The 23,469-nt window shown below is 47.1% G+C and carries 17 protein-coding genes, 1 tRNA gene and 1 pseudogene; 8 read left to right on the forward strand and 11 right to left on the reverse strand.

Annotated features, from left to right (window positions below; all coding sequences use genetic code 11):
* Window positions 1-20: 20 nt before the first annotated feature.
* The 3 genes from GCWU000325_RS10870 to GCWU000325_RS00735 form a co-directional block, all read right to left on the reverse strand.
* Window positions 21-512: a hypothetical protein gene (locus tag GCWU000325_RS10870; RefSeq protein ID WP_006253961.1), complete on the reverse strand. Its 492-nt coding sequence runs from the start codon at window positions 510-512 to the stop codon at window positions 21-23.
* A 14-nt stretch (window positions 513-526) separates the two neighbouring features.
* Window positions 527-1,675 (reverse strand): AAA family ATPase, encoded by a 1,149-nt coding sequence (locus tag GCWU000325_RS00725; protein ID WP_006253962.1) that lies wholly within the window; start codon window positions 1,673-1,675, stop codon window positions 527-529.
* A 1,621-nt stretch (window positions 1,676-3,296) separates the two neighbouring features.
* Window positions 3,297-3,926 (reverse strand): hypothetical protein, encoded by a 630-nt coding sequence (locus GCWU000325_RS00735; RefSeq protein WP_154646544.1) that lies wholly within the window; start codon window positions 3,924-3,926, stop codon window positions 3,297-3,299.
* Between the two features lie 375 nt (window positions 3,927-4,301).
* Here GCWU000325_RS00735 and GCWU000325_RS00740 point away from each other — a divergent pair, with 375 nt between their 5' ends.
* Window positions 4,302-4,913 carry a hypothetical protein gene (locus GCWU000325_RS00740; RefSeq protein ID WP_006253966.1) on the forward strand — a complete coding sequence of 204 codons (612 nt, stop codon included), beginning with the start codon at window positions 4,302-4,304 and terminating at the stop codon, window positions 4,911-4,913.
* Window positions 4,914-4,933: 20 nt separating this feature from the next.
* Complete coding sequence (locus tag GCWU000325_RS12305; protein ID WP_006253967.1) at window positions 4,934-5,074, forward strand: LuxR C-terminal-related transcriptional regulator; 141 nt, start codon at window positions 4,934-4,936, stop codon at window positions 5,072-5,074.
* 283 nt (window positions 5,075-5,357) lie between these two features.
* Here GCWU000325_RS12305 and GCWU000325_RS00745 read toward each other — a convergent pair.
* The 3 genes from GCWU000325_RS00745 to GCWU000325_RS00755 form a co-directional block, all read right to left on the reverse strand.
* Window positions 5,358-5,442: transfer RNA gene (locus GCWU000325_RS00745), tRNA-Leu, on the reverse strand.
* A 75-nt stretch (window positions 5,443-5,517) separates the two neighbouring features.
* On the reverse strand, window positions 5,518-6,063 hold the full coding sequence (locus GCWU000325_RS00750; RefSeq protein ID WP_006253968.1) for a hypothetical protein: 546 nt from the start codon (window positions 6,061-6,063) through the stop codon (window positions 5,518-5,520).
* 73 nt (window positions 6,064-6,136) lie between these two features.
* Window positions 6,137-6,604: an SRPBCC family protein gene (locus GCWU000325_RS00755; protein WP_006253969.1), complete on the reverse strand. Its 468-nt coding sequence runs from the start codon at window positions 6,602-6,604 to the stop codon at window positions 6,137-6,139.
* A gap of 190 nt (window positions 6,605-6,794) precedes the next feature.
* Here GCWU000325_RS00755 and GCWU000325_RS00760 point away from each other — a divergent pair, with 190 nt between their 5' ends.
* Together GCWU000325_RS00760 and GCWU000325_RS00765 are read left to right on the forward strand one after the other, a co-directional pair.
* Window positions 6,795-8,252, forward strand: a complete 1,458-nt coding sequence (locus GCWU000325_RS00760; RefSeq protein WP_006253971.1) for a TrkH family potassium uptake protein — start codon at window positions 6,795-6,797, stop codon at window positions 8,250-8,252.
* 113 nt (window positions 8,253-8,365) lie between these two features.
* Window positions 8,366-10,387, forward strand: coding sequence for a dipeptidyl-peptidase 3 family protein (locus tag GCWU000325_RS00765; protein ID WP_050756611.1), 2,022 nt, complete (start codon window positions 8,366-8,368; stop codon window positions 10,385-10,387).
* Between the two features lie 721 nt (window positions 10,388-11,108).
* Here the strand turns inward: GCWU000325_RS00765 and GCWU000325_RS00775 are convergent.
* The 5 genes from GCWU000325_RS00775 to porQ all read right to left on the reverse strand — a co-directional run bounded on the left by GCWU000325_RS00775 (window position 11,109) and on the right by porQ (window position 19,373).
* Window positions 11,109-13,937 (reverse strand): outer membrane beta-barrel protein, encoded by a 2,829-nt coding sequence (locus tag GCWU000325_RS00775; protein WP_169303804.1) that lies wholly within the window; start codon window positions 13,935-13,937, stop codon window positions 11,109-11,111.
* Between the two features lie 260 nt (window positions 13,938-14,197).
* Complete coding sequence (locus tag GCWU000325_RS00780) at window positions 14,198-15,679, reverse strand: hypothetical protein (RefSeq protein WP_006253976.1); 1,482 nt, start codon at window positions 15,677-15,679, stop codon at window positions 14,198-14,200.
* 912 nt (window positions 15,680-16,591) lie between these two features.
* The gene (locus tag GCWU000325_RS00785) at window positions 16,592-17,374 is read right to left on the reverse strand and encodes a TatD family hydrolase (protein ID WP_006253981.1); all 783 of its coding nucleotides are present in this window, start codon (window positions 17,372-17,374) and stop codon (window positions 16,592-16,594) included.
* Window positions 17,375-17,409: 35 nt separating this feature from the next.
* Window positions 17,410-18,375 (reverse strand): polyprenyl synthetase family protein, encoded by a 966-nt coding sequence (locus tag GCWU000325_RS00790; RefSeq protein ID WP_006253982.1) that lies wholly within the window; start codon window positions 18,373-18,375, stop codon window positions 17,410-17,412.
* Window positions 18,376-18,380: 5 nt separating this feature from the next.
* Window positions 18,381-19,373 carry a type IX secretion system protein PorQ gene (gene porQ / locus GCWU000325_RS00795; protein ID WP_006253983.1) on the reverse strand — a complete coding sequence of 331 codons (993 nt, stop codon included), beginning with the start codon at window positions 19,371-19,373 and terminating at the stop codon, window positions 18,381-18,383.
* 322 nt (window positions 19,374-19,695) lie between these two features.
* Between porQ and GCWU000325_RS10875 the strand changes: the two genes are divergently transcribed.
* The 4 genes and pseudogenes from GCWU000325_RS10875 to GCWU000325_RS00815 form a co-directional block, all read left to right on the forward strand.
* Entirely contained in the window at window positions 19,696-20,382 is a 687-nt protein-coding gene (locus tag GCWU000325_RS10875; protein WP_050756594.1) for a TonB family protein, read from the forward strand.
* A gap of 14 nt (window positions 20,383-20,396) precedes the next feature.
* A complete protein-coding gene (gene cmk / locus GCWU000325_RS00805; protein ID WP_006253986.1) occupies window positions 20,397-21,083 on the forward strand; it encodes a (d)CMP kinase in 687 nt (228 codons plus the stop codon).
* A gap of 14 nt (window positions 21,084-21,097) precedes the next feature.
* A complete protein-coding gene (locus tag GCWU000325_RS00810; RefSeq protein WP_006253988.1) occupies window positions 21,098-21,949 on the forward strand; it encodes a 4-hydroxy-3-methylbut-2-enyl diphosphate reductase in 852 nt (283 codons plus the stop codon).
* 620 nt (window positions 21,950-22,569) lie between these two features.
* A pseudogene (locus GCWU000325_RS00815) lies at window positions 22,570-23,469 on the forward strand (IS4 family transposase); the annotation flags it as partial.

The raw sequence follows: 23,469 nt of genomic DNA on the forward strand, positions 1-23,469 counted from the left end.
AATTCATGATTAGGAAAGTTTCATTTTTCTTTTTTAAGAATTTTACTATAATCCCATTCTCGCATTGGAAGAATTTTGTTTTGAACTGCTATTTTGTATTGGGGCATATGCCTAGGTATATCGCATTTAGAAGACTGCACCCAGTAATAAGGTTGCTTTGTCTTGGTTGTCAATTTATTGATTTTTGGTGCTTTTTTTCCCAACCATGATTTAAGCCATTGGAGTTTCTTGATCATCTTCGAGACTTCACTGGTTATAGCTGAATGTACTTCTATGTAGAACACCTCGCTATCATAACAAAGTGCATAGTCCCAACGGCTGTCATCTGGATAAAGCTTAGCTGTTGTGGCATCAATATCCAAACTGCCATCTATTTTACTGGGTTCTGGTACTTTTATTTTGGATTTGTATTCTCCAAATGCTTTTATACCTTCACAATATCCTTCCTTTACGTCGGGTGTTGCTTCTACCGCTTCTTTGAAAATCAATTTTTGCCGCTTTTCTTTTCCCATAGCCTTGCATTGTATTAGTCTGTATATTTATAAACGATGTCCGCCACTTTAGAAGAGAATTGCGAAAGACCACCCCACTCAGAAATGGCACTATTTTCACTTCCTACATCCAATGATGAAATGTCAGTTGACAAGACTTTTCCTTTTCCAGAGCGTGAGAAATAGTAAGTGGATAATTGCTTACTCAATAATCCCTCAAAGATTTGAGAAGTAGCAGTATTCTTACGGAGATCAAACATCTCATATAGAGCGTCTTCCTTATTTACAGACGACGAATTCTTTATAGTATTGAAAGCCCATGCGAAATCTAAAAGAGTAGTGGAATGGGTGGAAACGATAACCTTTAAACCATTATGTATCAACTCCAGTATCTCTAATAAAACAGACTCTATAGCTTGTGGATGGAGTCCCATTTCTGGCTCTTCAATAACTACATATTTATAATTGTCTTTTTTGAACACTTGAGAGGGTGGTCCCGAAAGGCAATAGAAAGCTATAAGTAATGGCATAAATTCCTTTTGTCCTGCACTCCATGTCATAAAAGGAATACTCATACCATCGATTCTCATCTTCATTTTTTTTTGGCCAGAATTTTCTTCCATGACAATCTTACCACCATGGAAAATGTTTTCATCAAAAGATTGTTTTAATGCGCTCTTCAGGCGATTACTTATAGGGAAAAGAGTATCTGGGTCTCCCATCCCTCCTTGAATATAAATTCTTAATGCCTCACTAAATGATTTCAAGACATAGGGTGTTGCCATATCAAACTCCATAAAATTCTTTGGCCGTCCATCAGCTATACTCAATATGCGTTGCGCTGGTATATAGAACATTAATTCCTTTTTCGGCACACTCCTTTTCAAGAGTGAATCAAGTGGTACAACCTGTCCGTTATATGTGATTTCTATATCAGACTTAAATATTTTGTTCATTCCATCACCAAAAAATATGTCAAAAACCTTTTGAGGATTCTTCTTGTCAATAATATAATTATATTTCCGCAAAGTGGACAAAACAAATTCTTTGTCGATGATATATTTAAGAAGTTCTAAAAAAAGACTCTTACCACTGGCTTGAGGACCTACTAAAAAAGTTAAGTCGCCAAATTTTACGTCAACGTTACCAATTGGCCCGAAATTTTTCACCTTTAATGATTGCATACTATAAAATCTTTTTTCTTATGTTTTACGTGTACAAAGGTAATATAAATTCCCGAGATTAAACAAAAAGCGTAAAGCGATCAAAAGTTTTTCCTACAATATTTTTTCGCAATAAGATGGAAACTCAGCGCTGAAAGTTCTTTGGTAAACAAGCTATCATAGAATGCGAAATTAAAAGTAGATATTTTCCATAAAACCTAATTTAACCCAAGAAAGGCCTCAATCTCACACTCTTTTACTGCATGAGAAACAACATCGACGATCCTAAAGCGTTAATATTCTTTTAGAAACAAATGAGGCATAAACTTATATAACGTCATCACCGCAAAACATACACAAAAGGAATACGCATTTCCACTACTAACACCTTTTCCGGCTACCTTACAATTCACCTTTTCCAGCTTCGCCACGCGGAAAAACTCTACATTCTTCAGTTAGCGCAAGTCAGAGATATGGGTAAAGAGGATTTATGTTTTGGTAATACACTCCGAAGGCTTGGAATATTCCTCCTTCTCGACTGCATTTGACGAGAATGTGGGGCGAGATGTGGTGAGCGGACCAGCATTGGCCATATAACTCTACGAACAAAGTTGGCTGAGAATACTGAGAAATCTATAAAAAAATGCGGCGATGTCGGCCTATGCCGATGGTCGAATCCTCTGCCATCGGCTCGCAAAGTTGATCGAACGAGATGCGCTGTTTCTGACAAGCGGCACTTGCCACAAATACATCCTTGCCCTTCAACAAGCCAACACTCATTTTTTGCTTATTCGGTGAATAGTCGATTATGATAAGCTTACAGACTTCAAGGGCGGAGCTATCTGCACTTTTCACAGAACGCTTTCGTCCAAATAGCTGCCACAAAGGTAAGAAAAGCACCTTGCATCTACAGAGAACAATACTGCTTTTATCTTATCAAAATAGGACTGTTCTTTTAGCTTGAGATTAGCTTTCCGGAAAGAACAATTGTACAATTTATCTCCTCGTTGGGGCTTGATTGAAACAACCCTAAGGAAAAACAGACATGGCTTATCCAAAACAGAGGAGTATATAACACCATACGCACGAAAAGGCTGAAAAATAGGTCTATAACTTAGCTTTCAAAGCACAAATAGGCAGTGCCAAAATTCTCTTAGGTGATCGGAAAAACTTTCATAGGTGATCGGAAAAATTGTCTCCTATGATCGAAAAAATTGTCTTATAGGACAATTTTTCTTTTCTTATAGGAAAGTTTGACGACGCTTTATAACGTTGATAATCAGTAGTATTTTTCTTCCCTGTCTCTTATTCTTCTTACTACGAATAGGCCGCTTTTTTTTATTGATGAAGCGAACTTATGACTTAAGCTAACATCTACTACCCGAAAGAAAACGTACCCTGATTCAGGGATGTGTTGTTTTATGATATAAATAAAGGTACTCTAAATGGCTGCAGTCAGGGATAGGCTTAAGTCTATTTATACGCAGGAAAGCCAACTTATAGCGAACAGTAAGGTATGAAAAGGATTTCACGAATAACTTCACATCCTCGCGTCAAGGAATAGAGACTTGGAACAAGAGCAATATATTTAGGGGAGGAACTACGATAATCCCTCCCCTATCTCGAAAACATTCGTCGATGTTTAGAACTGCACAATCAAATTGGCGAGTCCGTAAAAATTATCTTGTCTAAAGTCGTACGTGGCAGAAAATCCGGCACCCACTCTCTTCGTGATCATATATTCGTAAGAGCCCTTGAGGCCGTAACTCCATAAACTACCATAACGCACGTCAATGGTCATCCCTTCCGGATTGTTGATTATGAAAGACCTATCATATTGCCCTATACCCGCCAAAGCACCGAGTATTAAGCGGTTCCTCCCCTGTACTTTAAAGGCTTTAAATAGATCTACACCTGCAAAGAGATTGATAGATGAGGTATTGGCAGAATTGTGTTCATTACGATCGTCTCCTTGAGATATTTGTACTGAAGGGCCTTGCACATTATTAGTGTAAAATCCTAACCCATGTGTTTTTGATGTGGAGAGCGTCTGTGAAGAAGCATGATGCAGTGAGAGACCGAACTCGAATATGTTTGCATCATAACTTACTTGAACTCCTTTTGCAAATCCTAAATTCATTGATTCACTACATGAAAGTCCCAACCCTACTGAAACTTTCCACCTCAAAGGAGAGGTCTGAGCATTTGCTACTTGTGTCTGTGACAACACAACAGATAGAAGCATAGCAAATGATAATAATGTTTTCTTCATATATTTGATAGTTAACAATGCCTACTCTTTGGTTAGAGTTTTTCAGCTCACACTCTCCTTTTATATAGTTTGGTCTATAGCAATTTGGGGGTACAAAGGGATTGCTAACCTTATCTTGCATGGAGCTTTAAGCATCCATAATTGTCTATTCTGAACATATGCTCAAAATATAGAGCTGTACCAAGCTCTTAAGAATCTGCGCGCACTGATCATCTTAACACCGGCAAAAGTATAAAGTTATAGAAATCGTAACAATTCCAAAAAAGAGAAATTTCGTAAACTTTCCCCGAAAACGATGTTTTTTACCCTTTAGGGTAATGATTCTACGGCCAAAAAGCTATCTTTGAACTCGATTAATATAGTATTACTTGCCAAGTGGAAGCCTCTCATCACGATCATTATTCACCTCAACCACCACAAGGTGTTCGTCCTCTTATAAAGGGTGAGGAATACAATGACCTACAACCTTATATCGATTCAGCAAAAGCTTTTGCTCGAATCACATACAAATCTCTTTATATCATTGACTACAACAGGATGAACTTCCTGTATATATCCGACAACCCATTGTTTCTCTGTGGAGAGCGGGTAGAAAATGCATATCAAGAAGGATTTAATTTCTATTATCAACGCATTCCAAAAGAAGACCACGAATTTCTCTCTCAAGTAAATCGAATTAGTTCTGTGTTTCTTAGAGGGATCCCAGCAACAGAACGCACTCAGTATGTCATCTCTTACAACTTCCGAATGACTCAAAAACATTCTAGAGAAAAAATCTTGCTAAATCATCAGGTAACTCCTCTCAAATTAGATTCAATGGGAAATGTTTGGTTGGCTCTTTGTATAGTTTCGTTAGCACCTACACAAGAAATAGGTGTCGCGTTTATGACGAAGATTAATTCAGATATGAAGTGGAAGTTTTCCTTAAATAGTGAACGCTGGGAGCAGATTGACAACATAGAGTTGAATGAATTCGAAAAAAAGTAATTCGATTAGCAAACCAAGGCTTGTCTGTTAATCAGATTGCCGAAGAAATCAAACGTTCGAAAGATTCGGTAAAATGCTATCGTAAAAGTCTATTCCTAAAACTTGGTGTAAGTAAAATATCTGAGGCTATTGCTATAGCGACACACCACAAATTGATTTAAGCTATCAGGGATTTTAATTGTTGTAGAGATAAAAAAATAAACAATTAAAGAAGGCGCCCTTAGCGTAAAAGACGATTAGGACTTAAACCTGATAATTGTTCTAAAAGTATGCAGGATCAAGGCACTTCGGTTATGTACGAAACATCTTGAGGAATAGGGAAACCTGCTGCCGACAGCAAAGAAAAAGAAGACTGCAAAGTTGTAACCAGAGCGGTAGTAGAAAAAAAAAGATTGCCACGAACAATACTTTTATAGCATTGTCCGTGGCAATCGCCTGCCTCCGTGCTCAAAGCGGGACTCGAACCCGCACAGCCATTTCTGGCCAAAGGATTTTAAGTCCTTCGTGTCTACCATTCCACCATTTGAGCAGATTGCGAGCGCAAAGATAAAAGTTATTTTTCAAATAGCGCAGACTTTGGGCAAGTTTGTTTTGATTAAGCCTACTAATTATTAATAATCAAGACATCACTAGCCCGGCTATAGCCTTGTATGCGATACTTAAACAGCTTTATACCAGCCTCGCCCGCCACGACAATGCCGCCGTTGCGCAAACTATAAGATCTATTGCAGCGCGGGCACAGCATCGTCAGTCTGTCTTGAAAAACCAGCTTACGCTCTATGTCTTCTTTCGTATAGCAATTGGGACAAACCAAGTCGTAAGCCACAGGTAGTAAAGTGCCGTTTAGATCAGGCGTGTCAGACGTACCTACGATAAAGCCTGCTATCATCTCCGGCCGGTTATAGGCTTCCAAAGCCGTGACTGATAAAGCAACCTCCTTGCCTTCCGCACTGCGGATAAGGTAATGACTCGGTTCACGAGAAATCGTACAGAAAAGGCCGGGACTGTTCAGCGCCTGAAAAAGCGGGGGAACTGCTGAAACGGGCGACAAGCGCAAGAAAGCATGCACTTTCGCATACTCGCTTTGAGGCACCTCTAAGCAGCCGGAAAGAAACAAACTTACAAATAACAAGCAAAACAAGCGCTTCATACGCTATATATACGCATAGAGCAGCGACTTATTGCCGTCTGACTGCTTAAAAAGCATAAAGAGGGGGAAGGAATTAGTCGATGGCAACGGCAGACAGCATATTGGCCAGTCCGTCAGCCGCTTTCTTCAAAGGCTTAGCCACCATCGCCCGCATAAACATATTGACCTCTGCGCCTATTGTCACCTTCAACTTTGAGCCTTCTCCCGAGGGCATAATCTGAATCCAAAGGTTCAAGGGCACAGGACTGCCTGCACTTTCAAACTTGATCAACTTCGGCTCCTCGCGCTCAACGACCGTAAGCGTGACTTGCCCTACGGGCGACTGAATCGTCACGTTGTCAGCATCGAAAGTAAGCGTCTCCAGTTGCTTTTTAGCTTCTGCCACTTGCTCGTCGGACAAGGCCGCTTGCATCTTCTCTTGCACAAGCGGGTCATTCAGTCGTTCGCGCAGCGCTTGCAGATTGCGCAAATCGCTAAATTTCTCATAAACGCGCACTTGCGGAGCACTTAGTTGCTTTATTTCACTCTCAAACTTTTGCATCTTTTCTGTGTAAAAAGGAATAAGGTCGGCGAAGTTAGGGAGTTTTTACGGTCTCCGCAAGTTTTCCGCTTAAAAAGCATCATTATGTAACATTTCCCAGCAAGAGCAGCACCCTACACGCCAAGCAAAATGCCTATAAAAACGCTTTGCCTTTCGCGTTGTTTGGCGTATTTTTGCAGAAAATACGTGTATGCTGAATTATAAAGTTATACTTTTTGTCCTCGGACAATTGCTTTTTCTTGAGGCTATAATGCTGGCCGCCTGCTGCGGCGTAGGCTTTATCTATCATGAAAGCACACTGGTTGACTTTGGCATTCCCACGTTTATCTGCGTCTCGCTCGGCTTACTCTTCCATTTTTTAGGAGGCTCAAAGAACCAAGGAATGGGCCGCCGCGATGCCTTTTTAATTGTATCTACTACGTGGCTGCTCTTCTCCATTATTGGAATGCTGCCCTTCCTCCTAAGCGGTATCGTCACGCGGCCATCCGTAGCCTTCTTTGAGACGATGTCCGGCTTTACGACGACCGGCGCAACGGCACTCAACGGCATAGATGCACTGCCCCACTCTATTTTATTTTGGCGCAGCCTCACCCATTGGGTCGGCGGTGTCGGAATTGTCTTCTTCACGATCGCAATTCTACCCAACGCCGACGCAGGCGAACAGAAGATGTTCACAGCAGAATCTACCGGCCTTAAGATCGGCAAACTGCACCCACGCGTTCGCTCCACGGCGCGCTGGATTGGCGGCCTTTATGTATTCCTTACGCTGGCCTGTATCGTTTCTTTATATCTCGGCGGAATGGATACTTTCGATGCTATCAACCACGGACTCTCCACGATGGCTACAGGCGGTTTCTCAACACACCAGGATAGCATTGCCTTTTTCCATTCGGCGCGCATCGAAAACATTCTGATGGTCTTTATGGTCTTAGCCAGCCTCAACTTTACCGTTTTATACCTCGGCTTTTTCAAAAAGCATTGGAAAGATATGTGGAAAGACGACGAACTGCGCGTATTTCTTGGCATTGTTCTTACCATTGCCCTCATCGGGATGCTGGTACTTTACTTTCGCGATCACCGCACGCTGGCCGATGCTGCCCGTCTCTCGTTTTTCCACACCATATCTATACAATCGACCACGGGCTTTACGACAGAAAACTTTATGAATTGGGACCCTTCCACTTGGGTTTTCGTTGCTTTCATCACGATTGTCGGCGGCTGTGCCGGCAGTACATCGGGCGGAATCAAATGTATCCGCATCCTGACCATATATAAAGTAATCGTGCGCGAGTTTAAGCGTATGTTACATCCGCGTGCCGTCTTTCCCATCCGCATTAGCGGCACACTGATAAGCAACGGCGTCGTGCGAAACATTTTTGTTTTCATCACGCTCTACATTATTCTGACGGCTTTAGGCACAACAGCAATGATGGCGATGGGACTTACGATGCTCGACTCCGTATCTTGCTGCATCACGTGTTTGAGCAACGTCGGGCCGGGCTATGGTTACGTTGTCGGACCGCTGGATTCGTGGGACGTATTTCCTGATGCTGTGCTTTGGATAGACTCATTTTTAATGTTGGCCGGCCGTTTAGAGATCTACTCTATCCTGCTGCCGTTTATGCCGGGCTTTTGGCGCGACAACTAAGGCGGCCGGCAGCTACGCTTCGAGCCATTTCTGTTCTACGCGCTCCTTCCTTCACCCACCAAACACAAGAGAATAAACCCGAGGGGATCAAGTTTCCTCATCAAAACAATAATATGAAACACTTACTGATTATGTTTTTTGCGCTCTCTACAGTCGCCTCGGCCCAGTCCGACAAGTTTAAGTACACTGACGAGAAGTTTGCAGACATTCAAATGCTTCGCTACAAAGTCGAAGGCTTTGAACAACTCACGCTCCGTCAGAAGACGCTCATCTATTATTTATCTGAGGCCGCCTTGCAGGGGCGCGACATTCTCTTCGATCAGAATGGGCGCTACAACCTCCGCATCCGCCGTATGCTGGAGACGGTTTTCACGGATTATAAAGGCAACCGCAAGTCGAAGGACTTTCTGGCGCTCCACGACTACTTGAAGCGCGTTTGGTTCAGCAGTGGCATACACCACCACTACGGCAATGAGAAGTTTCAGCCCGCATTCTCGCAAGACTTTTTCCGCAAAGCGCTCCACGAAGTAGCAGCAAGCAAGCTTCCGCTCCGACAAGGGCAAACGGTCGACGCGCTCTGCGATGAGATCTTCCCCGTGATGTTCGACCCGAACGTTATGAAGATGCGTACCAACCAAGCTGACGGCCAGGACCTCATACTTACGTCGGCCGGCAACTATTATGGCGAGGGCGTAACGCAAGCTGAGGCGGAACTCTTTTACGAACAGCGCAAAGCGCCTAATGATCCTTTCCCCATAATGACGGGTTTAAACAGCCGTTTGGTTAAACAAGACGGCCGTTTAACCGAACTCGTATGGCGCGAACACGGACTTTACGGCAGCGCGATCACGAAAATCATCTACAATCTCCAGCAAGCGCGCCCCTATTGCGACACACCGGCGCAGCAGGCCGTAATCGACAAGCTCATCGAGTTTTATCGCACGGGCGACCTCCGCACTTTCGACGAATACTCTACGCTTTGGGTTCACGCTACCGAGGATTTGGTCGACTTTGTCAATGGTTTCACGGAGACGTACGGAGACCCGCTCGGCTTGAAGGCATCTTGGGAGGCTATTGTCAACTTTAAGAACATCGCAGCTACAAAGCGCACGGAGAAACTCAGTAAAAACGCGCAATGGTTTGAGGATCATTCGCCCGTAGATCCGCGTTTCAAGAAAGAAAAGGTAAAAGGTATTACGGCAAAGGTTATTACGGCGGCCATCTTGGGCGGCGATTTGTATCCTTCGACGGCAATCGGCATCAACCTGCCCAACTCTGACTGGGTTCGCAAAGAGGTTGGCTCTAAGAGCGTCACGATCGGAAATCTTACCGACGCATACAACAAGGCCGCTCACGGTAATGGCTTCCAAGCGGAGTTTGTTATCGACAAGGCCACGCAGGATTTGATCAACAAATATGGCGACAACGACGAAGATCTTCATACGGACCTTCACGAATGTCTGGGTCACGGCAGCGGAAAGTTGCTCGACGGCACAAATCCCGACTCTTTGAAGGTCTACGCATCGCCGATTGAAGAAGCACGCGCCGATCTTTTCGGTCTCTACTACTTAGCTGACGCCAAATTGGTCGAGCTGGGACTCACGCCCGACGCAGATGCTTACAAGGCGCAGTATTATACGTATATGATGAACGGACTTATGACGCAGTTGGTCCGCATTCAACCGGGCAACAACTTGGAAGAGGCGCACATGCGCAACCGCGCGCTCATCGCTCATTGGGCTTACGAGAAGGGTAAGGCGAATAAAGTGGTCGAACTTGTGAAAAAGGGTGGTAAAACTTACGTGAAGATCAACGACTATCCGGCTTTGCGCGAACTCTTCGGAAAACTGCTTGCTGAGATTCAGCGCGTGAAGAGCGAAGGCGACTTTGCCGGCGCGCGCCGCTTGGTTGAGGATTACGGCGTCAAAGTTGACCCGCAGTTGCACAAAGAAATTCTGGCACGCTATGCGAAATTGAACATCGCTCCTTACAAAGGCTTCATCAATCCGGTTTATACGGCCGTGAAGGATGCGCAAGGACGCGTGACGGACGTCAAGATCTCTTACACGGAGTCTTACGACGATCAGATGCTGCGCTATAGTCGCGACTACAACACTTTGCCCGACATCAACTAAGCCTCAACTCGGCTTGCGGCCGCCTTATATGCGAGTCAGCAGGTCAGGCCTACACACTAACGGCAACAGTCTTTCAAGATCTGTTGCCGTTATTTTTATTGCGCAGCGGCCCGTATCTCTCACCGCCGTCCCTCTTGATTTTGCTTTTGTCGGATGGGCGAAAGCTGAAAACCGGATAGCGCCTCAGACCGCTGCTTTTCGTTGACGACCGGAGCTTGAATCTTCATAGCCGATGCTCATTTTCCATCTTTCTCTCCTCGCCTTTGGTTGCGCAACACGCATTAGTCGATGGTTTGCCGGCAGCAAACCATTGTTTGGTGGCGGCAAACGATAGTTTGGTACCAGCATACGATAGTTTGCTGCCGCCAAACAATAAAAGTATATGCCACAGAGAAGTCAGCAGAAGAGTGGAAACACTAAGAATCAACATTTTAGCGAACAACGACAAGCGGAGATGTAACGGAAAGGAGCAAACGACTAACAGCGATCAACGCTCGTTATGAGAAGTAAAGCGTTTGTTTCGCGTCGATGCAGACCTGCTGTAAGCGCTGCAGACGGTAGGATCTTCGTATGCAATCATCTCCGGAGAATCATAAGACGAAGCAGGGGGCAACTTGATGCAAGGCCACAATAAAGCCCGACTATCGGCGGATAATCGGGCTTTTTATAAACAGATGTTCAACACAAAGCGCGCACAAGCGGATGCCGCGAACTCGGCAGCCTACTTTTGGCCTTTGGGGTCAAAGTCATAGCTAAACGAAAGTCGCACATAGTGATGCATTCCGTTGTGCCACTGCTCTGTACGTTGATAGGCGTTGAGCGAAGTTTCGTAATACGTTTGTTGATTCAAGATGTCGTCTACATCAAGCCGTATCCAACCTCTTCCTTTCAAGGTTTTCAGAGTCGCACCTGCGCCCCAGATAAACATATGGCGTCTGTTCGCACTGAGATTATAACCATGGCGATTGATCACATTGAGCTGCGTATAGAAAGTCCAAGCCCGTAAACGATATTTTGCAGTGACGCCATATTTATAGAAGAGGTAATGAGGATAGGCGCTGATGCTCTGATCATCTATATTGCGGGAGTAGGAAAAGAGTGCGTGTCCTTTAATATCCCAAGCGTCTTGCTGGTATTCGAGGTCGATTCTATCGCTCCAAATCCATTGATGGCGCTTGTTGAGCAGGAGCGGCAGGCTCGGATTCGTACCGGTAAGATAGGCATAACTGCGTAAGGAATAAATATTTAAGTAATTGGCAAGCGTCAGTTGGTCGTTCAGTGCGCGCGAGTAATTGGTTCGCAGTATAAAATCATAGCCACCACGCACATTGGCGAAACTCGTCTGCATAACGCCCGTTGCGGGATCGTAGAAGAAAGTCGTCTGCACCGGATTCTTATACTTATTAAACTGCAAAGAAAACATGATGCTCTGCTCGTGGTTCGTAAAATTGCCATAATAAGCCAGCTCTGCTTTATGCTCGTGTGTGTTGAGCAAAAATGGGTTACCGCGACGTATAAAGAGCGGATCGCTCTTGTCTACATAAGCTATTGTATTGATCAATTCGGGCGGAGTGGTCTTACAACCATAGTTAGCCTCAAGAATTGAAGTCGGCGAGAATTTATACTCGACTTTCAGATGAGGAAAAAACAGATGCTGATGGCGCACAGCCATAGTATCGATGCTGCCTTGGCGATATTCGATGCGCTCATTCGCATATTCCCAACCCAGTTCGGGCTTAAAGCTGAACTTTCCCCACCTCAAGAGGATGGAAGCTTCGGCTGAGTTGTTCGTTTCGCGGAAATGGTGGCGATAGCTACTGACCGGATCAAACACAGATAGGAGTCGCTGCTCTTCAGGGGCGTGGTAATCGATTTGTACGGCGTCGGGGTTGGCATATTCCGGCAGGCGATCAAGTCGAAATAAGTCGCGCCGACGCAGACCTCGCTTATACTCAAAGCCATATTCGAAGGTGAATAGCGCTTGCTTGCTCAACCATTTATTATAATAGAGCGTCGCAGACGTTTTCAAACTCCGCTCGGGCGAGCGTAAATACTGATTCTCATAGGCGTTGCTGCCGGCCGTGCGGAAGTAGCGCAAGCGGCGCAGCGTATTGAGATCATTGCGCGTATGGCTATAATTAGCCTCGGCGTGTAAGGCTAATTCGCTCTTATCCGGGAAGACGTGATTCAAATAAGCGAAAACGTTGGTTGTAAACGCTTCGGAAAGGCCGGAAGTAGCGGCCCGCTGCGTAGCAATCGTGTGGCGAAGCAGTGTATCTCCGGGCAAAGCGTCAAAAATCCGATCTATCGGCTGCCGACTAAAGCCGTAGGGGTCGATATCTGTGGTAATGTTGCGGTTAATGCGACTCGACTGCGTGCGATTAAAGCCTACATCGGCAGTCATATTGAGTGTCGTGAGCGAATCTATGTTTGCAAAGAACGCAAAATTAAGTTGCGGCCGCAGCATTCGCTTATAGCGCGATTCCTCTCCCGCTCCAAACGAATGCGCACCGGAGCTGAGGAAATTTTCTTGCGTCGAATAGTCCGTCCCATAGCCATGTTCGCGGCCTAAACTGCCGGTTACTGCAAAAAAGTTATCAACTTGTCCTTCCGGTTTATGGGCTTGTTGCCAACTATGTTTGTAGCCGAAAGCGGCGGCCTTTTCGCGGCCGAAATTATCTATGTCATTGTTGTAACTATCATTGAAATCTTTGCGCGAACAATAAGAATTTATATCGTTAATATTGGCATATGCTAACAAGGGATCTTGCTTACTGAGCCGCATTGCATCGACATTGAGCGCGTAGCGTTTGAGCGTCTGCCACGAAGCCCCGAGCGTGCCGTACCATTTATCGAGCCAGCCTTTCTTAATCGTAATATCGAGGACCCGATCCTCTTTCCCGTCGTCGCGGCCCGTGTGTCGGGCAAACTCAGACTGCTTGTTGTAAGATTTAATCTGATCTACGGCTTCCACAGGCAAGCGCCCCATCAACGCCTCCCCATTGGAAAAAATTTCGCTCCCATTCATCACGATGCGCAATGGCTTGTTCATCCAATAAAGTTTACCATCTTTGGACGTCACACCTGGAAGTTGTTTAAGCAATTCCTCAAGCCGTGCGCCTTCGTCCAACTTAAAAGCGCGCGGGTTAAAGAGTACGGTATCTCCATGCACGACAAAGCGGCGCACTTTCCCGGTTACGGTCGCCATCTTCAAATATGCATCCGACGGCTTCAAGGCTATGTCGCCCAAGCGTATGGTATCCTCGCCCTCGCTTGCGAGAAAGTTGCGCCTAACTCTATAATAGCCCAAATATTCTACGCTCAGCACGCACTGACGTGAGAAGGCCTGCAGCTCAAATACGCCCAAGCTGTCCGTAGTGTAGGAAGAGGAGATTAAAGCTCCCATAAAGTGTTGCTGAACTTCGATTTGCGCATCAGGCAGTGGGGCTTTCGTTTGCGCATCTACGACTCTGCCGACGACAATATCGGCAAAGGCGCTACTAAAGCAGGCCGAAAAAATCAGCAAAAGGGATATAAGGCGGATTTTCATAGGTTTTACAGTCTTCATATTAGGATTAACGATGCGCAAATATAGTAATTTAGTCGCAAAATCCGACTATTACACAACAAGGAAAGGATCTCTATTTACTTTTTTCTTATGTAGAGCGCTTTGGATACTATTTTGTCTCAACAATAACAAACCAAGCAGCGCCGGCATCTGATTTCTGACGCCCTCGTCCGCAAATGCGCAAAAGAAATCCCGGCAGAAGGAGAGGATTTCTGCCGGGATAGAATGATTAAAATCGAATTTTAGTATTTTACAACCTTTTGCCCGTTGACGATATACAGCCCTTTAGGCAAGCGGTCCAAACTTTCGTTGACTTTCAAGCCACTTAGCGTGTAAATAGTTGTTGTTGCGCGCGGCGAAGTTTCCACTTGAGCGACGCCAACACTGCGCGGCGCAATCACAACCTCGCCCTTTACGGCTTTTCCGTCCAATGCAATGCCCATGTAGGTCAAACCTTCGTCATCGGTCAGTTTAGCTATTTTCGCACCGGTAGGCTTTAAGATCTCACAATCTTTGAGCGTAATCTCCTTAAAGCCAATCACGCCGCCGCCATCGTTCGACGTACTCTTCGCTTTGAGCGTAGCATTGTCGATCAGCAGCGTTTCCTGCAGGTTGTAGGAGTTGCCGCTGACAGCCCACTTCCCATTAGAAGTCACGGTGCATCCGTCTGCGATGGTCAGTTTACTACGATTGTAAATGTAGATACCGCAATTTTCCTCGCCGGTAAATACAGCCGCACCCTCGCCTTTGATCGTAAGCGGTGAGCCCGAACTTAGGGCTGCGCTGCGTCCGGAAGAAATTTCGTTGTTCGCACCTTTGAACACCAAAGTATAGGGTTCTGAAGTCTCGTCAAAGTCTATGGCATTCTCCAGCGGGCCTGTCATCTGAATCACCGCCTCTTCCAGCGTCAAAGTACGCGTTTTGGGATCATAACTGACCTTTCCGCTTGTGATTTGGTCGCGTTTGATGTCGCTGAAATCGTCTTCTGACGTCAACGGCTTATCGCAAATATTTATGCCGTAGCGCATTTCGTCCGGCTCGATCTTGATCTGTGCGGTGCAGATCTGGTCCCCCTGCATCACATTACCATCTTTAAATTCGAGGCCTTCGGGCTCTGCGAAGTGGCATAGATCCATTGCAAACTCGGCCAAGCGCCCGATGGAGGCCGTTGCGCCCTGCGCTTTCACGGTCGCATCTTCGATCATCAAAGACGACGACTTATCTGCAGCACCTCCGATGCCGTAAGTCTTTCCGCGCAGATCGAGGCGACAAGCATCGCTGATCGTGAGTTGCGAAGCGTTTTCCATCAAAATAGCAGCGTCGTTTTCACTGATGAAAGTAATGGCTCCAGCACCGAAAATCTTTATGGGAGCTGCCGATGATAAGGTTGCGCCCTTAGATGTAATGACTGTATGCGAGCCATATACCTCTATGTTAAACTCTTCGTCAGTTTCTGCAAAGCGGAAGGCTACTTCATCATTCGGCACATTAAATACGGCGTTGTCAAGCGTTAGCTTGCGAGCGCCGGGATCGTAACTAATCGTCCCGCTCACCCAACCTTCGGGGCGCAAATCGCTGAAATCGTCCTTGTCAGTAACCTCTTTGCCGGCAATAAACAGCCCGTAGTGTTTTTCAGTTTGCGCTTTGAGCGACTGCAAACCAGTCAAAATAAGAAGCGTACACAAAATGACGCTCCGTCGAATAGTAATGAGTTTTGATACCATAGTAAATAAGTGCGTTAAATGTCGATTTGCGAAGTCGCATCTCCTCTCTTCTGATGCTAAGCCTCGCAAAGATGGTTAATAGGTTTATAAGTTGATTCCATATCGAGCTACTTTAGGCCGTTTATCATCGACTCTCAGTAGGCTGCGACGCTCATGGCGGCGACAGACTTACGTGTTTTACAGCTGCAAGTTGGGATTTTATTTTCATTCGACAAAATTTCAGTCGGGTTTGTTAGGCTTTTCAGCTACATTTCTCGCATATCGGCACGAAAAAAGTCGAATTTCAGAAAAATGGCAGCAAATTACAGCGTGTAAATGTAAAAAAATGTGACACTAAAAACGGACTATAAAACGGGCCATCCGCACTATCCGACAAAGTGGCTAAAAGTGAGGTTGGAGAAATTTGAATTGGCAAAGAGGAGTAGGCTTTTGGGAAGACAAACAGCCCAAAGCGCACCCCGCAGTTCCATTGATAATGGTGAGAAATACGCAACTATTAAGCCTTCTATGGCTTATTTTAAGACTTACGCTGCGATATAGCATCGAAAAGCAAGTAGTTTGCGCCGCCCAATGCTGCACTGAAGCGAACGCGAGCACGGCACAACCTTCGTTTGCTGCCACCAAACCATAGTTTGCTGCCGCCAAACGATAGTATGCTCCCACCAAACGATGGTTTGCCGGCAGCAAACGATGAGCGCTGCAATGGGATACAAAAAAAGACCGATGCGGATCGGTCTGAAAATAGGGATTAAGCAACAAATTTATAAGCTTTTATCGCTGCTCATTAAGCATTTGTATCGTCAAAGGACGGCCGGCCAACTTTATTTTTCGCCCTAAAGATAAAAAGCGGCCTACAAGAACTGCACTTTATGGGCAAGGGCGATGATGAAATAAGCGCTCAACGCAGCAGGATCAAGCCGGCGAGGCTAAGCGAAAGAGTCGGCGGGCATTAGCGGTGGTGATAGCGGCCACGCGCTCGGGCGTAGTTTCGTAAACTTCAGCCAGTTTGGCGATGATGTGGGGGATAAAGGCACTCTCGTTGCGTTTGCCGCGTTGTGGAACGGGAGCCATATAGGGCGCATCGGTTTCTACGACGATGCGATCTAAGGGCACAACAGCGCGAAGCACATCGGGGAGCGTAGATTTCTTGAACGTGACGATACCGCCTATACCCAAATAGAAGCGAGAAAAGCCAAGGAGTTCGCAAGCCTCATCGGCCGTTCCGGCAAAGCAATGGAAGATGCCGCCGCAGAGGGATTTGGCATAGGGCGTCAAAGCATCTACAATCTCGCGATGAGCCGCGCGGGCGTGAATCAGCAGTGGCAGGTCGAAGCGAACGGCCCAACGGATTTCTCTATCGAAGACGGCCAATTGCTCTTCGCGCCGACCGGCGTCCCAATACAGATCTACGCCGACTTCGCCCACAGCTGCATAACGGCCCGTGGCTAAGAGTTGCTCCATTTTGTCGAGCAAGGGGCGAGGATCTGCGGGCAACTCTTCCGGCTGTAAGCCCATCGTAGGCAAACACAGGTCGGGGTAGGCATCGCAGAGGCGCTGCATCGGCTCGATCGAGGCTTCGTCTACATTGGGCAGGATAATCTGCTCCGCACCTGCGGCCAGAGCGCGCCGGATCACGTCGTCGCGATCGGCATCAAACTCCTCACCATAAAGATGTGCGTGGGTATCTATAAACATAGCGTGCTTGGACTTCGTCAGAGTGACGGTAGAGATTATTTATTGCGATGCAGCATCTTCTCTGCAAAGTCCCATAGCGGCTGTTTGCGCTCGGGGGCTACGTTCAGTTGATTGAAGACTTCGCGCGCCGCTTCGTAATAGGCTGAAATGCGGGCTTGGCAGCGAGCGGGTATGTCTAAGGCATTATATATCTGTATGACGGCGGCTAATTTCTCAGCACGCGGCATCGCTTCGTCGGACAAAAGGCGGTTCAAGTCGGCACGCTGCTTTTCGTCGGCGGACTCTAAAGCGTTGATAAGCAGATAGGTTTTCTTCGCTGATGCGATGTCGCCACCGATCTGCTTGCCGAAAACGGCCGGATCTCCGTAGCAGTCTAAATAATCGTCTTGCAACTGAAACGCTAATCCGATCTGTTCGCCAAAGTGATAGAGTAAATCGGCCTGATCCGCAGGTGCGCCGGCCACGAGTGCACCCATCTTGAGCGCACAAGCGAGGAGGACGGACGTTTTCAAACGAATCATTTCGATATACTCCGCTTCGGTGACGTCGTTGCGTTGCTCAAAGTTCATATCATATTGTTGTCCTTCACAAACTTCGCGCGCTGTCCGGGCCAAGAGTTGAAGGAGTTCGGCAGCATTGGGATAGCCGCCTTCCAAGAGGTGATTAAAGGCCAAAATAAGCATCGTATCGCCGGAAAGAATCGCAGTATTGGCATCCCATTTTCGGAATACGGTAGGACGTCCCCGACGCAAGTCGGCCCCATCCATAAGATCGTCGTGGAGCAGCGTATGGTTATGATAGGTTTCTACGCTCAACGCAGCGGGTATAGCCTTCTCGGGGTCGTCGGAATAAAGCGAACAGGCCAGCAAAGTCAGATGCGGGCGCACGCGTTTGCCCCCTCCCGAAAGGGCGTAGGCAATGGGTTCGTAAAGTCCGGCGGGGCGTGTGGGGTATGCCTGCTGCGATAAGGCGTTTTCTATTTGTGCTAAGAAATTTTCCATTGTATTTAGAGCGTATAAGCGACATTAAAAAGCAAACTCCCTGCGCCGACACGATATTTTGCGTAGGAGGCGCCAAACTTGAAGCGCTGAAGTTGCAAACCTGCGCCCAGCGTGAAGCCGGCCATCTTCTGCGCGTCGCCGACTTTGAGTTCGTAACCGCGACGGAAGTTATAACCCAGCGCGATATAGGTATTGTCGGTCGGCAAGATGTCTACGCCGACGACTACGTGATTCAAGAGTTTCTGGGTAGCGCTCAAACTGGTTTTACCCGGGGGCAAGTAGAAATCAGACGACTTCCAATGGGTCAAATCTGTGAGCGTAAAGTTGAGACGTGCGGGAAAGTGGGCGAGTCCTTTTGTCAAACCAAGCTGCATATCAAAAGGTAGTTTGTCGCGACTGGTCTCATAAAACGATTTTACCTCCATTCCGATGTTGCGTAGCGCGATGGAAAAAGAAAAATCCGTCTCCTCATTAAAATAATTCAAGCCCAAATCGACGCCCATTGCGAAGCTGGTGTAGCCGGCATAGTTGCGATTGATGAAATGTAAAGACGCGCCGCCCGTCCATCGCTCAGAAAGCAGGTAACTATAAGCCAAAGAGAGCATCATATCCTTAGGCGAAAAACTGCCGATGCGTTGTCCTGTTTCGTCGGTCTCATCCATTTTACCGTAATTCAATATGCTTAGTCCGGCAGCGGCAGTGTGGCGCTCGCCAAAGGCTTGGACGTATTGCGCACCCAAATAAAGGCTGCCGGAATTATAGGTCATAAAATCGAGTCCTAAGGACTTATCACTCACATTTGCGAACAAAGCCGGATTACTCCAACCCGCCGCCGGCGAATCATCAATGGCCGAAATATTCTCTCCGCCCAAGGCCGCTGCATGAGCAGATGCGGGGAGCTTAAGAACTTGATATGTTGTCGTGCCTTCTTGGGCTAAAGCGGGAAACGCTAAGACCAAGAGGAATAAAACTATGACTGCGTATAAAGCTTTTTTCATTACGTTGTGTAAAATTCTCGCCAAAGGTACGCCTAATTTTAGATTTTGGGCGTACTTTTGCAACTTAAATAAGGGCCTTCAGCGCCTTGATTTTTTATATGGCAAAGCGGCTGACCGCTGCAAGGGAGCGGATAATCGCCGCCGGGAAGCGGACGACCACTACCTTGGTGCGGCTTGGCCCACATCTTGCCTTATTAGGGTAAACGTGAGTAAGGACAAATTATTATCAAGAGCCTGGTGTAATCTTATATTCGAGGGAAGAAACAAAGATTATGGGGCGTACGAGCTCCGGAGGACTGCCGGGCGTCGTTACGCTCGGGCTTTGTGGGCACTCCTTATCGGTTTATTCTTAACTATCTCCATTCCTTTATCAATTAGCCTGTTTATCAATCACCGCCTGAAGCAGTTTACGGCTGAGCTTAACAACGAATTTTCCAAGTTGCATCCGGATCAGGCTAAGGAGGGCCACGAATTTAAGGCTTTGGCCGCAGGCCGCCACGTCCCGAAGGTGCGTGCGCTGCCGGGGGGCAAGCTTAATGTGCCTGATGTCGTAGATACGCCGGTTGAGGAGAAGGATTTCGGGATGAATGCGTCCAATACGGAAAACGACGATAAGGCCACGAACACAGAAGAACGCGCCGACTCGGCCCACAACGCTGATCGCAAAGATCTTCCGGAAGAAGGAAAAACGCTAACGCCCACGCAAGTGGTCGAACAAATGCCGGAATTCCCGGGCGGCATCAAAGCTCTGATGCAATATCTTGATGCCCATATCGACTATCCCAAGGCCTGCGTCCAGTATGGCGTACAAGGCGATCTTGAGGTCTCATTTCTGGTTGACAAGCAAGGGCAAGTGCGCGAGGCGTTCATATCTCGCAAGCTCCACCCCGCATTAGAGCAAATCGCGCTCAAGGCTGTGCGCGAAATGCCCCAATGGAAACCGGGCCGAAACGGCGGAAAGGTAACCATAGTTCAAGTTTCCGTGACCGTCCATTTTCAAATCAAATGATATAGTTCTCAATTATGAAAAAGATTATAGTGGCTATCGACGGCTATTCCTCGTGTGGAAAGAGCACAATGGCTAAATCCTTAGCCCGGCGCGTGGGTTACATCTACGTAGATACGGGTGCGATGTATCGCGCTGTGACGCTCTTCGCCTTGCGTCAAGGACTTTTTAGCGACAAGTCGATAGATGCAGAAGGCCTGCAAGCTATGCTGCCGGAAGTCAGCATCTCGTTTCGCCTCAATCCGACCACGCAGCAGCCGCATACACTCCTCAACGGCGCCGATGTCGAAGAGGAGATCCGCACGATGGAAGTTTCCTCGCGCGTCAGCCAAGTTGCCACGCTGCCCTTCGTGCGCAAAGCGCTCGTGGCTTTGCAGCAGTCGATGGGCACTGAAAAGGGCATCGTGATGGACGGGCGAGACGTCGGTACAGCCGTATTTCCGCAAGCCGAACTAAAGATTTTTGTCACGGCATCGCCTGAAGTGCGTGCTCGCCGGCGTTACGACGAGATGCGAAACAAGGGTTTGGCAGCCGATTATGACGAGATTCTCAAAAACGTATCTGAAAGAGATTATATCGATACGCACCGCGAAGTCGATCCGCTACGAAAAGCGCCCGACGCGTTCGAACTTGATAATGGGCAACTCTCCATTGCGGAGCAAGATGCTTGGTTGATGGAGCGATTTGAACAAGCCACGCGCTAAGAAAGGCTACTTTTATGAAGATAGAAATAGATATACACTCGGGCTTCTGCCACGGCGTGACCACGGCCATCAAGAAGGCTGAAAGCGAGTTGGAAAACGATCCGGCGCTCTTCTGTTTGGGCGACATCGTCCACAACGAAAGCGAGGTGGAGCGCCTGCAAACGCTTGGAATGAAGACGATCGACCACGCCTCGTTCGCACAATTGCGCGATGCAAAAGTACTCTTGAGAGCTCACGGCGAGCCGCCGGAGACGTACAGACTGGCGGCAGCCAATGGGGTCAAGTTGGTTGACGCGACGTGCCCCGTTGTGTTGCAGTTGCAAAAGCGCGTGAAAGCGATCGACAAGGAATCGCCCGACGCACAACTGGTTATTTATGGCAAACGAGGCCACGCGGAGGTAGTAGGTCTGGTCGGGCAGACGGAAGGGCGCGCCATCGTCATCACAAGCCTTGAAGAGGCAAAGCAGTTGGACTTTAAGCGCGACATTCACCTCTTTTCGCAAACGACCATGTCACTGGATGGCTTCCACGAAGTGATTGATTACATTCGGCAACACATCGAAGCGCCGGCCCAATTTCAATTTGTCGACACGATTTGTCGCCAAGTGGCCAATCGCCTGCCCAACATTCGCACTTTTGCAGCGCGCCACGACGTGATCATCTTCGTAAGCGGGCAGAAAAGCTCCAACGGGCGAATGCTCTACGAGGCTTCTCGGCAAGTTAATCCCCGCACATACATGGTCGACACGCCCGCTGCGATCCAAGCAGATTGGTTTCAGGGAGCAGAAAGTGTAGGTATCTGCGGCGCAACGTCTACACCGAAATGGCTGATGGAGGCATGTCGCGACGCGATTCGCCAACTCTGAGCGCCCTTCTACCCTATGCTGCAGATGCGCCTGCGATGGCGGGCCATCAGTATTCGAAAAATACACATTTAGCATACAACAAGGCTAACGAACTTGCGGGTTCGTTGGCCTTTTCTTTATTCGTTTCTATCTATATACCAAGTCTTTATCATTCTCTTTCTTGCTGTATTGAGCAAAGCAAAAAGCGGCATCTGCAGGTGGTCTTTTAGCAGCCTTCAGTCTCTAAATCATAATTTCATTGTAGGCTTAAAGCGGCCAAAAGGCGATTATGCGATTAAGCAACGTGTATTATTTTTCTCTGTGATTACTTATTGACTTCACATAAGTTTGGCAGCCAACCGACTGAATCGGCATATACTGCAAGAGGAGGCAGATTTTATGGCGAAACTTCGTAATAGAGCACAAAAAAGCGTGCGCTTGGCCTACTTATAAGCGTAAACGTAAAAGCATACACCATCTGCGAATTTTAAACATTCGCTATAAAGATTTATTGCTGTCCGATAAAAGTTTTTTGATTGATATGCCGTTCTTTTGGAGAGGGCAAAAAGTAAAGGGCTGATTTCGTTTTGTAAAGTCAGCCCTTAATGGTTAATTTGTATTCGACAAAAAAACATTTAACCATGGGTAAAAGTACACATTTTAGCGGACAGCCGCTCTATTCTCAGATCATAAAATTGTTGAACAAGTCCGAAATCCTCCGCATAAGCAGCGAACAGGGCGCAGAACGCTATGTCAAGAGCTTTGACGCTTGGACTCATCTGCTTGTGATGCTTTATGCCGTCATCATGCGTTTCGACTCTCTACGTGAAATCACCGCGTCCCTTCAGGCCGAGGCCTGTAAGCTGCGCCATCTCGGCATCTTCATGATGACTTCAAGGAGCACTTTGGCGGATGGAAACAAAAGGCGTTCGGAGGCGGTCTTTGAGGCCGTTTATAGGGATTTATACGCCAAGCATCGTCATCTTCTTTCTTCGGACAGCCGGTTGTGCACAAGAAAAAATGAACCGAAATGGATGAAACGGCTGAAGATAATCGACTCCACAACGATTACCCTCTTCTCCAACCTGCTCTTCAAAGGCGTAGGCAGACATCCCAAAACAGGTAAAAAGAAAGGGGGTATCAAAGTGCACAGTATAATCCAAGCCAACGAGGGAGTTCCATCGGACATCCGCTTCACTTCCGCAGCCACCAACGACTCTTTTATGCTCTTGCCGGCCACGTTGAACAGGGGGGATATCATTGCCATGGATCGTGCCTACATCGACTATGCGAAGTTTCAGCAAATGACGGAGCGCGGCGTCGTCTATGTCACGAAGATGAAGAAAAACCTGCAATACACGATAGAGGAGGATGTCATGTGTCAAACGCCGGAAGGGGTGATGCAGGTTCGTGTACAACGGGTTACTTTCCGAAAGAAACTCAAGGGCGGTTCCAGCATTGTCCATCACGCACGCATCGTCACTTATGTCGATGTTCAGAAGCGCAAACTCATCTCCCTCCTGACTAACGACATGACCTCG

Origin of the sequence: Alloprevotella tannerae ATCC 51259 (assembly GCF_000159995.1) — a bacterium.
Classification (GTDB): Bacteria; Bacteroidota; Bacteroidia; order Bacteroidales; family Bacteroidaceae; genus Alloprevotella; species Alloprevotella tannerae.

What these genes read in the sequence shown, in the direction of transcription:
- GCWU000325_RS10870 (WP_006253961.1), bottom strand. Translation starts at nt 512, where the DNA reads ATGGGAAAAGAAAAGCGGCAAAAATTGATTTTCAAAGAAGCGGTAGAA.
- GCWU000325_RS00725 (WP_006253962.1), bottom strand. Translation starts at nt 1,675, where the DNA reads ATGCAATCATTAAAGGTGAAAAATTTCGGGCCAATTGGTAACGTTGAC.
- GCWU000325_RS00735 (WP_154646544.1), bottom strand. Translation starts at nt 3,926, where the DNA reads ATGAAGAAAACATTATTATCATTTGCTATGCTTCTATCTGTTGTGTTG.
- GCWU000325_RS00750 (WP_006253968.1), bottom strand. Translation starts at nt 6,063, where the DNA reads ATGAAGCGCTTGTTTTGCTTGTTATTTGTAAGTTTGTTTCTTTCCGGC.
- GCWU000325_RS00755 (WP_006253969.1), bottom strand. Translation starts at nt 6,604, where the DNA reads ATGCAAAAGTTTGAGAGTGAAATAAAGCAACTAAGTGCTCCGCAAGTG.
- GCWU000325_RS00760 (WP_006253971.1), top strand. Translation starts at nt 6,795, where the DNA reads ATGCTGAATTATAAAGTTATACTTTTTGTCCTCGGACAATTGCTTTTT.
- GCWU000325_RS00765 (WP_050756611.1), top strand. Translation starts at nt 8,366, where the DNA reads ATGAAACACTTACTGATTATGTTTTTTGCGCTCTCTACAGTCGCCTCG.
- GCWU000325_RS00775 (WP_169303804.1), bottom strand. Translation starts at nt 13,937, where the DNA reads ATGAAAATCCGCCTTATATCCCTTTTGCTGATTTTTTCGGCCTGCTTT.
- GCWU000325_RS00780 (WP_006253976.1), bottom strand. Translation starts at nt 15,679, where the DNA reads ATGGTATCAAAACTCATTACTATTCGACGGAGCGTCATTTTGTGTACG.
- GCWU000325_RS00785 (WP_006253981.1), bottom strand. Translation starts at nt 17,374, where the DNA reads ATGTTTATAGATACCCACGCACATCTTTATGGTGAGGAGTTTGATGCC.
- GCWU000325_RS00790 (WP_006253982.1), bottom strand. Translation starts at nt 18,375, where the DNA reads ATGGAAAATTTCTTAGCACAAATAGAAAACGCCTTATCGCAGCAGGCA.
- porQ (WP_006253983.1), bottom strand. Translation starts at nt 19,373, where the DNA reads ATGAAAAAAGCTTTATACGCAGTCATAGTTTTATTCCTCTTGGTCTTA.
- cmk (WP_006253986.1), top strand. Translation starts at nt 20,397, where the DNA reads ATGAAAAAGATTATAGTGGCTATCGACGGCTATTCCTCGTGTGGAAAG.
- GCWU000325_RS00810 (WP_006253988.1), top strand. Translation starts at nt 21,098, where the DNA reads ATGAAGATAGAAATAGATATACACTCGGGCTTCTGCCACGGCGTGACC.